Here is a 12,159-nt window from a genome sequence, read left to right as displayed (position 1 = left end):
GCGTCAGCGGGACGAAGTCCTTGTCCCAACCCGGCGAAATTAAGATTTCCCCCCTGCTACTGCTTCGCGGAATGACTTGCCCGCCGCAAAAGTGGGGACGATTCTCTCTGGGATCACCATCTTTTGGTTGGTTTTCGGGTTGCGACCTTCCCGCTCTTTGCGCTTGCGAGCCTCAAAGGAGCCGAAGCCCACCAGGATCACCTTCCCCTTGGGTTCACCGTTTTCATCGCGGGATGCGACCTCTTCGACAATGATCTCCAGTGCGGCGGAAATGACAGCCTCCGCTTCTTTTTTGGTTACATTGGCGCGATGAGCGACGGCATCAACAAGTTCTGCCTTGTTCATCCTGATCTCCTTTTGAGTTAGGCAATAAAGTTAGAGCGTTCCCTGGATCGCGGATTCGCTCAGGCGTTGCAGAGCGGCCACGGCCCAGAGTGTTCTCAGTGTGTGGGAGCGGGGCTTGCCCTGCAATGCGCCAAGGCGCCACTGGCGCGAATGGCAGGATTGTGGCAGTTGAGCTCCAAATCACTGACATATTCTACAGCTAAGTTAGGGCAGAAGCCTGCTGGGCAAGGGGTTTTAGGGGATCTTAACGCAATTTTCTGGGAGACAAGAGACTGCATATACCCAGTTGGCTCGGATCCGACAGAAAGCTAGGGCTCACGACTCGGGTCGGAAGTAGGCCCGCATCACCTCTCGAAAGATGGGAGCGGCCCGTGATCCACCCCCACCGCCGCTGTTTTCCAGAAAGACCACGACCACCAATTCGGGCCGGTCGTAGGGAGCATAGCCAACATACCAAGCGTGGGATCGCCGCGGCGGATCCTCTGCGGTGCCGGTTTTGCCAGCCGTTGGGGGAAATCCTGGCCCCAGGTTGGCGTTGCCGCCAGTGCCGTAAACCACGACATCTCGCAGCCCCTGCTGCAGGATCTCCAGGGTGGCAGGGGAAAGACCTACCTTTTGGCGCAGCGGCACAGGGCTTTCCGGGATCACCTGGTGCGAGAGCAAGGGGCGCACCCGCCAGCCCCCATTGGCCACTGCCGCCGTTACCACCGCCATTTGCAGCGGCGTAGCGGTAATAAATCCCTGGCCGATGGACATGTTGACCGTGTCGCCCACATACCAGGGCTCGCGCCAGTGGCGCTGCTTCCACTCAGCATCCGGCACCAGACCCGCGGCTTCCCCTTTGAGGCCAATCCCGGTCAGTTGTCCCAACCCAAAGCGGCGCGACCATTCTTGCAAAGGGGCAGCCTTGGTGCCGAGGGCGATTTGGTAGAAAAAGGTGTCGCTGCTGTAGGCCATCGCCTGCCGGTAGTTCAGCCGCCCGAAGCCGGCCCGGTTCCAGTCCCAAAAGCGCCACCCTCCCACCTGGATGTAGGGGCCGGTCTGCAGCACCGTATTCGGGGGAAAGGCTCCCGACTCAATCCCGGCAGCGGTGGTGATGATTTTGTAGGTGCTGGCGGGGGGATAGGGCCGCAGGCCGCGGTTGAGGAAGGGAAAATCCTGCTGCTGCAGGCTCTCCCACTGGGCTTGGGTGATGCGGCTGGAAAAGAGGTTGGGATCAAAGGTGGGATAGCTGGCCATGGCCAGGATCGAGCCATCGCTGGGATCCATGGCGATCACCGCTCCTTTTTGCTGGCCGAGGGCCCGCTCTGCCGCCTGCTGCAGCCGCACATCCAAAGTGAGCTGCAGGGTGTTGCCCGGTTGGGGCGCTTGTTCCCCCAGCACCCGCAGCACCTCTCCCATGGCGTCCACCTCCACCTGTCGCCCGCCCCATTGGCCGCGCAGATGGTTCTCGAACAATTCCTCCACTCCCATCAGGCCAACGATATCCCCCAGGCGATAGCTAGGGTCGGCCCGCAGTTGCTCTAGGGGGATCTCGCCGGTGTAGCCCAGCAGGTGAGCGGCCAAGTCGCCATGGGGATAAAACCGCGCCGTCTCCGCCTCCACCATCACCCCCGGCAGCTCGCGGCTCATCTCCTCCAGTTGAATGACCACCTGGGGGCTGGCGTTGCGCAGGATGCGCACGGGAAACGGGGAACGATATCCGGCCTGTTCCAGTTTCTGGGCGATCTCCTCGGGGGCCATGTTCAAGTATTCTGCCAACTTGGGGATCATCTCCTGCCAGCGCTGCCGCGACTGCACCAGAGGCCAGAGGAAGACCGAGTGGGACAATCGGCTGCTCGCCAGCAATACGCCGTTGCGATCCACAATGCGTCCGCGTTCTGGCGGCTGGGGCAACAGGCGAATGCGGTTGGTATCGGCCAGCTGGCGGTAATACTGGGTGCGCGCTAGCTGCAGGTAGGCCAGACGGGATCCCAGCCCTCCAAACAGCAGCAGACTGGTCAGCAAGAGCAAGACAACGGCCCGATAGCCCTGCCCCACCGTTTTGGCCGATGCGGATCCCAGCCAGCGAGGGCTACCGCCGTCCGGCAGGGGTGGGGGAAGTACCCGGCGGGGGGCAGGCGGTCTGGAATGGGGGGAGAACAGGGCTTTTGGATCCCGTCCGGTCAAGGTGTTGGGGCTTCGCGTGGCGTCGCTGACAGGGTAGAGTTTGGCCATGAACTTGCCAGAAGAATTGCAACCGATACACCCAAAATCGAGAGGAGATGCCCGCTCTCGGGCAGGCAGTCTCAGCATCCATCCAGTATCCCTGGCTGCGGCAAGCCTCGTCCAGGAGTGGCAGCGTGGATAGAGCAGAACAACAACGGCTGCGCCAGGCTGCCTGGCTGATGGTGGGCAATGGCCTGCGCCTGGGGTTGTCCGGGGCCTATTTCATCCTCTTGGCGCGGCTGTTGGGGCCGGAAGCCTTCGGGGTTTTCTCTGCCATCTTGGCCTGCAGCAACCTGGCCGCCCCGTTTGGCTATTTGGGCCAATCGGAACTGCTGATCCAGCGCCTCAGCCGGCAGGGATCCCCGACTTGCACCCAGGGGATTGGCCCCAGCTTATGGTTGGCGGGATTGGGCTGTGGGGGGATGGCGCTGGTGTTGTGGCCCCTCTTGAGCGTTTGGCTGGCCGGGACGCCGGCAGCGGTGGTGGGGGTATTGCTTTTGAGCGATCTGCTGTTCATCGCGGTGCCAGAGGTGTACAGGGGGATCCTGATCGGGAGAGAGCAGGCTGCTGGGGTAGCCCTCATCGACACGGGCATGGCGCTGGGGCGATTGGGGGCAGTGTTGTTGGCGGTGGCCTTAGGCTGGGGATCCCTGGTGCAATGGGCTGTTCTGTACGGCCTGATGGTGTTGGTCGTGCTGCTGCTGATCGCGAGGGGGATGGGGCGGTGGAGCGAGCCTTCTCCCCCCTTGGCCCTGAGCTGGCGAGATCTGCGGGAACGGCTGATAGCGGGCTGGGACTTTGCGGTGGGGCTGGCCGCGGTGAAAACCTTCACCGATTTGGATAAGCTGCTCTTGCCCCGTTTGGCCTCAGCAGCGGCGGGGGGTCTTTACAGCGCTGCCTATCGGGTGATCAACTTCTCGCAAACGCCGATGATCGCCCTGCTCACCAGCCATTTTGCCGAGCTGTGCCGCCAAGGGCAGAAGGGCCTTCCGCAAGGCTGGCGCTACGCCTGTCACCTTTCCCCTTGGGTGGTGGGCTACGGCAGTTTGGCCGCCCTGGGGCTGGCCCTGGGATCCTACGGAATCCCTTGGGTGCTGGGATCGGCTTACCGGGAAACGGCCCTCATCCTGCGCTGGCTCAGCCCGGTCATTTTGCTGGAAGGGATCCACCTTTTGCTATCTCACCTGCTCACCGGAGCAGGGTTGCAAAAGCCCCGCAGCCGTCTGCAACTGATGGCTCTGGGGCTGAATGGGCTTTTGAATGCGGTTTGGATCCCAAGGTGGGGTTGGCAGGGGGCGGCCCTAGCGACCTTGCTGTCGGAGATGGCCTTGGTGCTGGCTTTGCTGCTGTTGATTCGGGGGCAGCTGCGCTCTCTGCAGAGAGCTGGGCCTAGGGCGCCTTAACGATTTTGTAGGTGGCTTTGGCATCGGGGCCAAAGGTGATCACATCCCCCGACTTGAGCTGGTGGGTGGTCAATTTCTGGCCGTTGATCAACAAGCCATTGGTGCTGGGGCGACCTTCCAGATCCCCATCCAAAATGCGGTAGCAATATTCTCCCTCTCGCTCGGCGGGAATCCGCAGCAGCATGGCGTGGTAGCGGGAGGCATACTGAGAGTTGAGACAGATGTCGTTCGCCAAGTCCCGACCGATGAAGTATTTGGCGGATCCCAGCACCTGGGTACGGCGGCCATCTCGGTCTTCCACGATCAAGATGTGCTGGTGGGTACCGGAAGGAGAAGGCACAGATTCAACCATACTTCCGCTGTCAATACCAGTGTTTAACCGTACCTCAAACTATACCGAAGTTTAGCCTTCTTCCTGCTATCGCTGGGTCTGCAGAATCGCTCATCCAGCGCCCCAGAACTCTCGACCGATCCAGTGGGCTAGCGAGGAACATTCTGGAGCAATGAGCCGACCCATCCGGGGAAGAGGGTGTAAGCTCCTACCGCCCATTGGGCCATGCCCACCACCACCTCTGACTTGGACTGGCGAGCGGCATCCCAAATGGCTTCGGCAACTTCTTCCGGCTGGCTGACCCAAAAACTCTCCAGCGCCTGTTGCATTTGCTCACGGGCTTTGCCACCTGAGGTTTGGGCTTGGCTGTCGGGAGAGGACGCTGGCCCCACCTCATCCAGAAAAATGGCTCGCTTGAGGAAATTGCTGCTGACGATGCCCGGATGGACGCCAATTACCTGGATCCCTTGGGGTTGCAGTTCCAGACGCAGCGCTTCTGTCAGCCCACTGACCGCGTACTTGCTGGCACAATAGGCGCTCATCTGGGGCAGGGGCATTTTGCCGCCAATGGATCCCACGTTGATGATCTGGCCTTTTTTGCGCTTCAACATGTCGGGGAGCACGGCTCGGATGGTGTGGAGGTAGCCCCAAAAGTTGACCGCCATCAAAGCCTGCCAGTGTTCCAGGGTAGTTTGCAAAAAAGGGCCACTCATGCAGATGCCGGTGTTGTTGATCAGGCAATCGATGCGGCCATAGCGTTCCAGAGTTCTCTCCACCAGGTTTTGCACCTGTTCTGGCTGCGTGACATCGGTGGGAACGGCCAAGACCTCGGCGTTGAGGCTTTGCTCTAGGTCGATGGCCGTTTGCTTCAGGGTTTCGGCAGTGCGGGCAGCCAGCGCCAATCGGTAACCCCCACGGGCAAAGGTAAAGGCAGTAGCTCTGCCGATGCCTTCAGAAGCGCCTGTAATTAAAACAACATCGGCCATCTTGCTTCTCCGTAAATCTGGACTGGGATCCCTCTACCTGTTGTAGCTTCTCCGAGAGTTAGGGATCCCTGCTTGGCTGAGGGCTTAAGATACTGAACAATAGCGAAGATAGGGTGTATGGCCTCTACCTACTCATTTGACATCGTCAGCGATTTCGATCGGCAGGAACTGGTGAACGCTGTAGATCAAGCCCGGCGGGAGATCAAACAGCGCTACGACCTCAAGGATACTCAGACGGAAATTGAGCTGGAGGAGGGATCCCTGACCATCACCACCGCCAACGACATGGCCCTCAACTCCATTCGGGATCTGCTTCTTACCAAAGCGGCCAAGCGGGGTCTATCCCTGAAGATCTTCGACTTTCAACCCCCAGAGAGCGCCGGCGGCAACCGAGTGCGCCAGGTGGTTCACCTGAAAAAGGGCATTGATGCCACGCTGGCCAAACAGATCGCCAAGCAAATCCGCGACAACTTTAAGAAAGTGCAGCCTGCCATTCAAGGGGATCTGGTGCGCGTTTCCGGCAAGGATAAAGACGAGCTACAGGCGGTCATTCAAATGCTTAGGCAGCAGGACTACCCGGTGGCGCTGCAATTTGTCAACTATCGATAGGGATCCTCTGGGCTTCCGTATCTTTCCCCTCAACCCCTCTTGCAAGATTAGAGATCTCAGGATCTGTGAAATGTTGGGTTTAATGGCTGCTGGAAATGGTGATGGCCTACGCTCCTCAAAGCTTGAGTTTTCGGCCAATTGGGATAGGGGGCTCTGGTGAGAAATCTTGTGAAAGTAACCGTCGGAATCAAGCCAGCAAGTCTCTGAGAATCTCATTGGAAAATAGCCAGCCATCGGGCGGAATCAGCCGTAGCCGGCCTGCCTCACAACTGGCCCATCCCTTCTCAAAATAGGGATCCAGCCTCTCCAAAGCTTGCTCGACCTTTGGGTGGCCAAAACGCTCCTGTAAATGGCACAAATCCAGACCTTCCTTTAGACGCAACCCCAACATCAAAGTATCCATCCAAACTTCCTCTGGGGATGCTTCAGGAGGGAGAGGGTGGACTCCGACTTTCACCTGCTCGAAGTAGTGGTAAAGGGTTTTGGGCTGCTGAATGCGCCGTCCCCCCTCGTAGCCGACGGATCCCATGCCAAAGCCAAAGTAAGGGCGATTTTCCCAGTACACTCGGTTGTGGCGACAGGCGTAGCCGGGGCGGGCAAAATTGGAGATTTCGTAGTGGATGTAGCCCGCTTCGGTGAGCAGCTCCCGCGCCATTAGGTACATGGCAACTGTGGTTTCCTCGCTGGGCAAAGGTGCTGCTCCCGGTCGGTACATCCGACCAAAGCGGGTTCCCGGTTCAATCGTCAGATCATAGACGGAGACATGGGTGGGGTTAATCTCAAGAACAGCTCGTAGAGACTGCTGCCAGTGTTCCAAAGTCTGGTAGGGCAGCCCAAAGATCAAATCCAGGTTGAAATTCTCAAAGCCCGCCGCCTGCAAGTCGGCCACGGCTTCGTAAACTTCCTCCACTCCATGCAGGCGACCACAAGCGGCCAGCAGCTCTGGCTGAAATGCCTGTACCCCTAGGCTGATGCGGTTGACCCCCAGCTCCCGGTAGCCCGCCAACTGCTCCCGCGTCAGGGTGCCGGGGTTGGCCTCCAGAGAAATCTCGCAGTCGGGATGAAACGGGATCCTCTCCCTCAATTGAGTCAAGATCCGCCCCAGTTGCTCCACCGTCAGCAGAGAAGGGGTGCCACCCCCGAAAAAAATGCTGGTCAACGGTCTGGGATCCCCGGCCAGATGGCGGTAGCGGTAGGAGCTGCCGATCTCTCGGCAGAGCATCTGCACGTAGGTTTCCATCAACTTGCGGGTGCCCAGGCCGGTGGCAAAATCACAGTAGTGGCAGCGTTGCCGACAAAAAGGGATGTGCAGGTAAGCTGCTTCAGGCCAATCAACCTGGTCGCGGCAGCATTGCAGAGCAGTATCGGTCGGAGTGGGATTGTGCAAAGCCGTTGCCACAGCCATGGGTCAGCTCAAACGGGATAGAACCACTATACTGATAGACTCCGAAACTCCTCACGAGGAGGGATCCCATGGGAGCTGTGCGCCTGGCGGTGATCGACTATGAGGCGGGAAATCTGCATTCGGCTTGCAAAGGGCTGGAGCGGGCCGGAGCTGAGGTGCAGCTAGTAACAGAGCCAACTGGACTAGCGGCTTTTGACGGCATTGTCCTGCCCGGCGATGGGGCCTTTGACCCAGCCATGCAGCAGCTGCGGGCGCGGGGCTTTGGGAAAGCGATCCGGGAAGCTGTGGAGCGGCAACAGCCTTTTTTAGGCATTTGCCTTGGGCTGCAAGTTTTGTTCGAAAGCAGCGAAGAGGGAACAGAGCCAGGGCTGAGCATTGTGCCTGGACGGGTGCAGCGCTTTCGACCGGAGCCGGGCTTGCGTATCCCCCACATGGGCTGGAACCAGTTGCACCTTACCCAACCCCAATCGCCTCTTTGGGCAGGGATCCCGAATCAAAGCTGGGTTTACTTTGTCCACTCCTACCACGCAGTGCCCAATGACCCAAGCTGGGTGGCTGCTACCACCCAACACGGCAGCCAAACCTGTGTAGCCGCTATTGCCCGCGGCACCTTGTTTGCTACCCAATTTCACCCCGAAAAGTCGGGCCCTGTTGGCTTGCAGATGTTGCAAAACTTTGTCGAGTTTGCTGCCCGTTGCTCCCTTTTATCTGCTCCCAGAGCCTAGTGCCCCATGAACTACTGGCTGATGAAATCTGAGCCCAGCGTTTACAGCATCTGGGATCTGCAGCGGGAAGGCCAAACCCTCTGGGATGGCGTGCGCAACTACCAAGCCCGCAACTATCTAAAAGCCATGCAGGTGGGGGATCGCGCCTTTTTCTACCACTCCAACGCCAACCCCCCTGGTATTGCTGGCCTGATGGCAATCCTAGAAACCCAGGTGGTGGATCCCAGCCAATTCGACCCTGCCAGCCCCTACTATGATCCCAAATCTACCCGCGAGGATCCCCGCTGGCATACGGTGCGAGTGCGGTTTGTCTCAGCCTTTGGGCGATTGATCCCTTTGGCTGAATTGCGAGACACCTTCACCCCAGAGGAGCTGGAAGTAGTACGACGGGGCACGCGACTGTCGGTCATGCCGGTTGCCGAAGGGGTGGCGAAACGATTGCTGGCGCTGACGGGAGTTTCTACGCAGTCTCCTCTATGATGGGCGAGGCCAACCTGAGTGGGGCCAATTTGCGTGGCGCCGACCTAAGTGGGGCGGATCTAACGGGGGCGGATTTGCGAGGGGCCAATCTGTCGATGGACAACCTAAAGAGCGCTTTTCTGGAAGGGGCAATCTACAGTGCCAACACCCGCTTTCCCGCCGAGTTCGACCCAAAATTTGGAGGGGATGACATTGTTCGGCGCTGACCCCAGCTCACCGGCTTAAAATTCATGAGCCAAAAGCTGAGAGCCCCCAGCGCTGTAGGCTATCGAAGGCCGCGTAGGCCGTTAGATCCGGCTGCAGGGGCGTAATCGACACATAGCCCTCAGCAACCGCCCGCACATCCGAGCGGGGATCCACCCCCTCTTCCACCACCTCTCCAGCTAGCCAGTAGTAGGCCTTGCCGCGCGGATCCACCCGTTTCTCATAGAGATCTGTGTACTTGCGCCAGGCCAGGCGGGCCAAGACCATGCCGCGTATTTCAGCCAGCGCTAGGGGGGGCACGTTGATGTTCAACAGCATCGGCTCCCCCAGGGGTTTCAGGCTCAGTTTCTCCAGTAGCTTCAGCACCACCTGGGCCGCTGGTTGAAAATCCTGATGGGTAAAACTGGCCAAGCTTACTGCCAGGCTAGGGATCCCTTCCAATAGCCCTTCCATTGCCGCCGAGACGGTGCCGGAGTAGAGCACATCCGTGCCCAGATTGGCTCCCTGATTGATGCCGGAAATCACCCAATCGGGAGGACGATCCAATAGCCCGTCCAGACCTAACTTGACACAGTCGGAAGGGGTGCCCGAACAGGCCCAGGCCTGCACTTCTGGAGGAAATCCCTCCCGCACCGGATCCACCCGCAGCGGCTTGTGCAACGTCAGGGCGTGGCCGGTGGCCGAGCGCTCCCGATCCGGACAGACCACCGTTACCTGGTGCCCCCCCAGCTGGGCCAGCGCTGCCGCCAAACACCGCACCCCTGCCGCCTGGATGCCATCGTCGTTGCTGATGAGAATATTCATCCCGGCCACCCCACACCCGCCCTTAGACATACACCAGTCTGACCCAATGATCTGCGCTGATCCCCCAGGTAGCCGAGTTCAGCGGCAGAATCTGAAAATTTACGGCTTCTTGGGGTTATTATTGGACGTAGCCTTTTGAACAATATCAGTAGGAACACAATGTCACCCTATGAGGTCAAGTGCCATTATGAAGCTAAGGTAAAGTAAACCCTGCGGTTTCCTTCCTCTTTGTATTTGCCTTCTTGTGTGTATCTTGCTGTTTCTCCATCCCCATCTTCCTAAGACTCCGTCCCGTTGACGTGTAGGTGCTCCGCACCGCCGGCGCGAACGCGGAAGCGTTGCATAGCCTACAGCCGGGTAAAGCTGGAAAGTCTGTAAAACCCATCAGGTCGCTCGAGCGACAGGAAGTTGATCTCATGTCACTTGTTTCCATCACATCGGCAACAGAGGCTCAGGAATGGCGTGAGCTTTGCCAGTGGGCCGAGGAGCACTACCGCTGTCGCACCTTTCCCAAAGACGTGCGCATTCCCACTCGTCCGGGATTGGTGTACATCACCCAAGAGGGAGTGGTGCGCCTGGTCAGCCAAACTCCAGAGCGGCGGGAGGTCTTTGTTGGGTTCATCACGGCTGGATTTCCTTTTGAGCTGAGCAACCCAGAGCGCTTTGAGTTGAAAGCCTGCACCCACGCCGATCGCACCACGGTGATGTGGTTTTACTGGCAGGATCTGGAGCAGTGGCCCTATCTGCACCAGAAGATTCAGGAAAACTTCCGCCAGCAACTGCAACGGAAGCTGCTGTGGTTGGGAAATCTGGGCCAACGGCGCGCCATCGATCGCCTCAAGGGCTTCTTGAGCCTGTTGATCGAAGAGTATGGACAGCCCTGTGAACAAGGGATGTATCTCCCCTGGCCCCTTACCCATGCCCAGATTGGGGATGCCATTGGGGCCACCCGCGTGACGGTGACTCGTCTTCTGGGATCCCTGCGTTCGAAAGGGTTTGTGCAGGTGCTGGATCAAAACTTAATTTGCATTCCCAACGGGGTAAAGCTCCAGCCCACTCCGAAGAAGGCGGCCAGCGCCTAACCCTGCTGTCTAGATGCTATCCAGAGTGTTATGCCTACAGCAGTCGGGAACTGCACTGCTGACGCGATGGGCCTGCAGCTCCACTACCGTACTTGGGGAAAAGGGATCCCCTCCCTCCCAATCTTGATGCTCCACGGCCATCCGGGCAATGCCGACTGCATGGCGGTATTTGCAGAGGCAGTGGCGGGGATCCACCCCTGTGTGGCGCCAGATCTGCGTGGCTACGGGCATTCCCAGGTGACGGATCCCTTTGAGATGCAGGATCACCTAGAGGACTTGGAGCGGCTGCTGGATCGCCTGGGCTGGCAGGCGTGTCTGGTTCTGGGCTGGTCTTTGGGCGGGATCCTGGCCCTGGAGTTGGCTTTGCGGCTGCCGCAGCGGGTAAAGGGTTTGGTCTTGGTGGCCAGTGCCGCCTGCCCCCGCAGCAACCATCCCCCCACCGATTTTTGGGATCAGGTCAACACCGGCGTTGCCTCGCTGCTCAACTGGGTTTGGCCCGGCTGGGAATGGAACATCGAGACCTTTGGCCGTCGCTCCCTTTACCGCTACCTGATGCAGCAACAGACCCCAACGGCCTATCGGTATTTGGCGCACATGGCCTTGCCCGCCTATCTGCACACCTCCCCCCAGGCTCGCCAAGCTCTGCGCGCCGCTTTGCAACGGGGCTACAACCGCGAGGGAGATCTGCACCGAATTCGCATCCCGGTACTGCTTATGGCCGGCGAGCGGGATCGCCACATCACCGCCAACAGCAGCCTGGCCACAGCCCGCGCCCTGCCCCACTGCACCTGCATTGTCTATCCCAACGTGGCTCATCTCTTTCCCTGGGAGATCCCCGACCAGGTAGGACAGGATCTGCGCCGCTGGCTCAGCGCTCAAGACTGGGCAAGTGGGATCCCGGTGGTTGGCTCTTCCGCTCCCTCTGCAGACAAGGCGGCAGAAGCCTGACCCTGGGCCAACTTCCGCAGCCGGGCAAAGGCCTCTTCCTCCAGATGGATCTGCTGCTGCTGTTGTTCTTCTGGGGTGCGCAGGCGCTTTCCCAACGGCTGTTGCAGCGTGCCCAAGAGCAACGGCTCGGAAACTCCCGGCTCGGGATGGATGACGGTGCGGGCCCGCAAGGTGAACACCGGCGAACCGGTGGAGAAGCGGCCCGGGGATCCCAAATCGCTGGCCGCCTGCTTCAGGGTGAGGATCAGTTGCTCTGGGGTGATATCCGGGCTGACAGCAATAACCGCTCGATCCGCCCCTTGGTCATAGACGGTGGTGTAGGGGGCAGCACCGGGAATGCGGGAGCGAAAGATCGGCCCCAAGCTGAGGGCAAAACATCCCGCCGTTAAAACCAGCGCAAACGCCGTGTAGCCCACCAGCGCAAACTTCAAGGGCCAATTGCGGATCCAGGCCAGCAGGGTGAGCACAGCCAGCAAGCCTGCTAGACCTAGCCCAATTTGGGTGGCAGAGGCAAAGAAAGATTCCAAAGTTGCATCCATGATTCCCCAGTTTAGCGGCTAGAGCTTCATCTCTAGGATGCAGGATGAGCCCGATTCTGGCTGCCCTATCTAAGGACTCCGTCCCGCTGG

At 59.4% G+C, this 12,159-nt stretch carries 14 protein-coding genes; 7 read left to right on the top strand and 7 right to left on the bottom strand.

Going from position 1 to position 12,159, the window contains the following annotated elements:
- Window positions 1-39 precede the first annotated feature (39 nt).
- Window positions 40-345 (bottom strand): HU family DNA-binding protein, encoded by a 306-nt coding sequence (locus NW819_RS08345; RefSeq protein ID WP_011432531.1) that lies wholly within the window; start codon window positions 343-345, stop codon window positions 40-42.
- Between the two features lie 315 nt (window positions 346-660).
- Entirely contained in the window at window positions 661-2,640 is a 1,980-nt protein-coding gene (gene mrdA / locus NW819_RS08340) for a penicillin-binding protein 2 (RefSeq protein ID WP_414413473.1), read from the bottom strand.
- A 47-nt stretch (window positions 2,641-2,687) separates the two neighbouring features.
- On the opposite strand from mrdA, the gene NW819_RS08335 reads away from it, so the two are divergent.
- Window positions 2,688-3,956 (top strand): lipopolysaccharide biosynthesis protein, encoded by a 1,269-nt coding sequence (locus NW819_RS08335; RefSeq protein WP_414413472.1) that lies wholly within the window; start codon window positions 2,688-2,690, stop codon window positions 3,954-3,956.
- Here NW819_RS08335 and NW819_RS08330 read toward each other — a convergent pair.
- On the bottom strand, window positions 3,943-4,308 hold the full coding sequence (locus NW819_RS08330) for an FHA domain-containing protein (protein WP_011432528.1): 366 nt from the start codon (window positions 4,306-4,308) through the stop codon (window positions 3,943-3,945). The two genes, NW819_RS08335 and NW819_RS08330, sit on opposite strands and share 14 nt — an antisense overlap.
- Before the next feature lie 128 nt (window positions 4,309-4,436).
- The gene (locus NW819_RS08325) at window positions 4,437-5,273 is read right to left on the bottom strand and encodes an SDR family oxidoreductase (protein WP_414413471.1); all 837 of its coding nucleotides are present in this window, start codon (window positions 5,271-5,273) and stop codon (window positions 4,437-4,439) included.
- Window positions 5,274-5,390: 117 nt separating this feature from the next.
- Between NW819_RS08325 and NW819_RS08320 the strand changes: the two genes are divergently transcribed.
- Window positions 5,391-5,882: a YajQ family cyclic di-GMP-binding protein gene (locus NW819_RS08320; protein WP_011432526.1), complete on the top strand. Its 492-nt coding sequence runs from the start codon at window positions 5,391-5,393 to the stop codon at window positions 5,880-5,882.
- Window positions 5,883-6,069: 187 nt separating this feature from the next.
- Here the strand turns inward: NW819_RS08320 and hemW are convergent, their stop codons facing one another.
- Entirely contained in the window at window positions 6,070-7,287 is a 1,218-nt protein-coding gene (gene hemW / locus NW819_RS08315; RefSeq protein ID WP_414413470.1) for a radical SAM family heme chaperone HemW, read from the bottom strand.
- A 68-nt stretch (window positions 7,288-7,355) separates the two neighbouring features.
- On the opposite strand from hemW, the gene hisH reads away from it, so the two are divergent.
- The 3 genes from hisH to NW819_RS08300 are packed head-to-tail and all read left to right on the top strand — an operon-like array spanning window position 7,356 to window position 8,698.
- Window positions 7,356-8,012, top strand: a complete 657-nt coding sequence (hisH, locus tag NW819_RS08310) for an imidazole glycerol phosphate synthase subunit HisH (RefSeq protein WP_414413469.1) — start codon at window positions 7,356-7,358, stop codon at window positions 8,010-8,012.
- A 6-nt stretch (window positions 8,013-8,018) separates the two neighbouring features.
- Window positions 8,019-8,492 carry an EVE domain-containing protein gene (locus NW819_RS08305; RefSeq protein ID WP_414413468.1) on the top strand — a complete coding sequence of 158 codons (474 nt, stop codon included), beginning with the start codon at window positions 8,019-8,021 and terminating at the stop codon, window positions 8,490-8,492.
- The gene (locus NW819_RS08300) at window positions 8,489-8,698 is read left to right on the top strand and encodes a pentapeptide repeat-containing protein (protein WP_414328915.1); all 210 of its coding nucleotides are present in this window, start codon (window positions 8,489-8,491) and stop codon (window positions 8,696-8,698) included. The genes NW819_RS08305 and NW819_RS08300 overlap by 4 nt, the downstream gene beginning before the upstream one ends.
- 22 nt (window positions 8,699-8,720) lie before the next feature.
- Here the strand turns inward: NW819_RS08300 and surE are convergent, their stop codons facing one another.
- Window positions 8,721-9,500: a 5'/3'-nucleotidase SurE gene (gene surE / locus NW819_RS08295; protein ID WP_414413467.1), complete on the bottom strand. Its 780-nt coding sequence runs from the start codon at window positions 9,498-9,500 to the stop codon at window positions 8,721-8,723.
- Between the two features lie 416 nt (window positions 9,501-9,916).
- Between surE and NW819_RS08290 the strand changes: the two genes are divergently transcribed.
- Both NW819_RS08290 and NW819_RS08285 read left to right on the top strand, forming a co-directional pair.
- A complete protein-coding gene (locus NW819_RS08290) occupies window positions 9,917-10,582 on the top strand; it encodes a Crp/Fnr family transcriptional regulator (RefSeq protein WP_011432518.1) in 666 nt (221 codons plus the stop codon).
- A gap of 30 nt (window positions 10,583-10,612) precedes the next feature.
- Complete coding sequence (locus tag NW819_RS08285; RefSeq protein ID WP_414413466.1) at window positions 10,613-11,530, top strand: alpha/beta fold hydrolase; 918 nt, start codon at window positions 10,613-10,615, stop codon at window positions 11,528-11,530.
- Here NW819_RS08285 and NW819_RS08280 read toward each other — a convergent pair.
- Window positions 11,458-12,069, bottom strand: coding sequence for a Ycf51 family protein (locus tag NW819_RS08280; RefSeq protein ID WP_414343408.1), 612 nt, complete (start codon window positions 12,067-12,069; stop codon window positions 11,458-11,460). The genes NW819_RS08285 and NW819_RS08280 overlap by 73 nt on opposite strands.
- Between the last annotated feature and the right edge of the window lie 90 nt (window positions 12,070-12,159).

This window comes from Synechococcus sp. R8-2, from assembly GCF_047461715.1.
In the GTDB taxonomy this organism is placed as follows: Bacteria; Cyanobacteriota; Cyanobacteriia; order Thermostichales; family Thermostichaceae; genus Thermostichus.
Note: the sequence above shows the minus strand (reverse complement) of the source record. Positions and strands in the feature narration are given on the sequence as shown.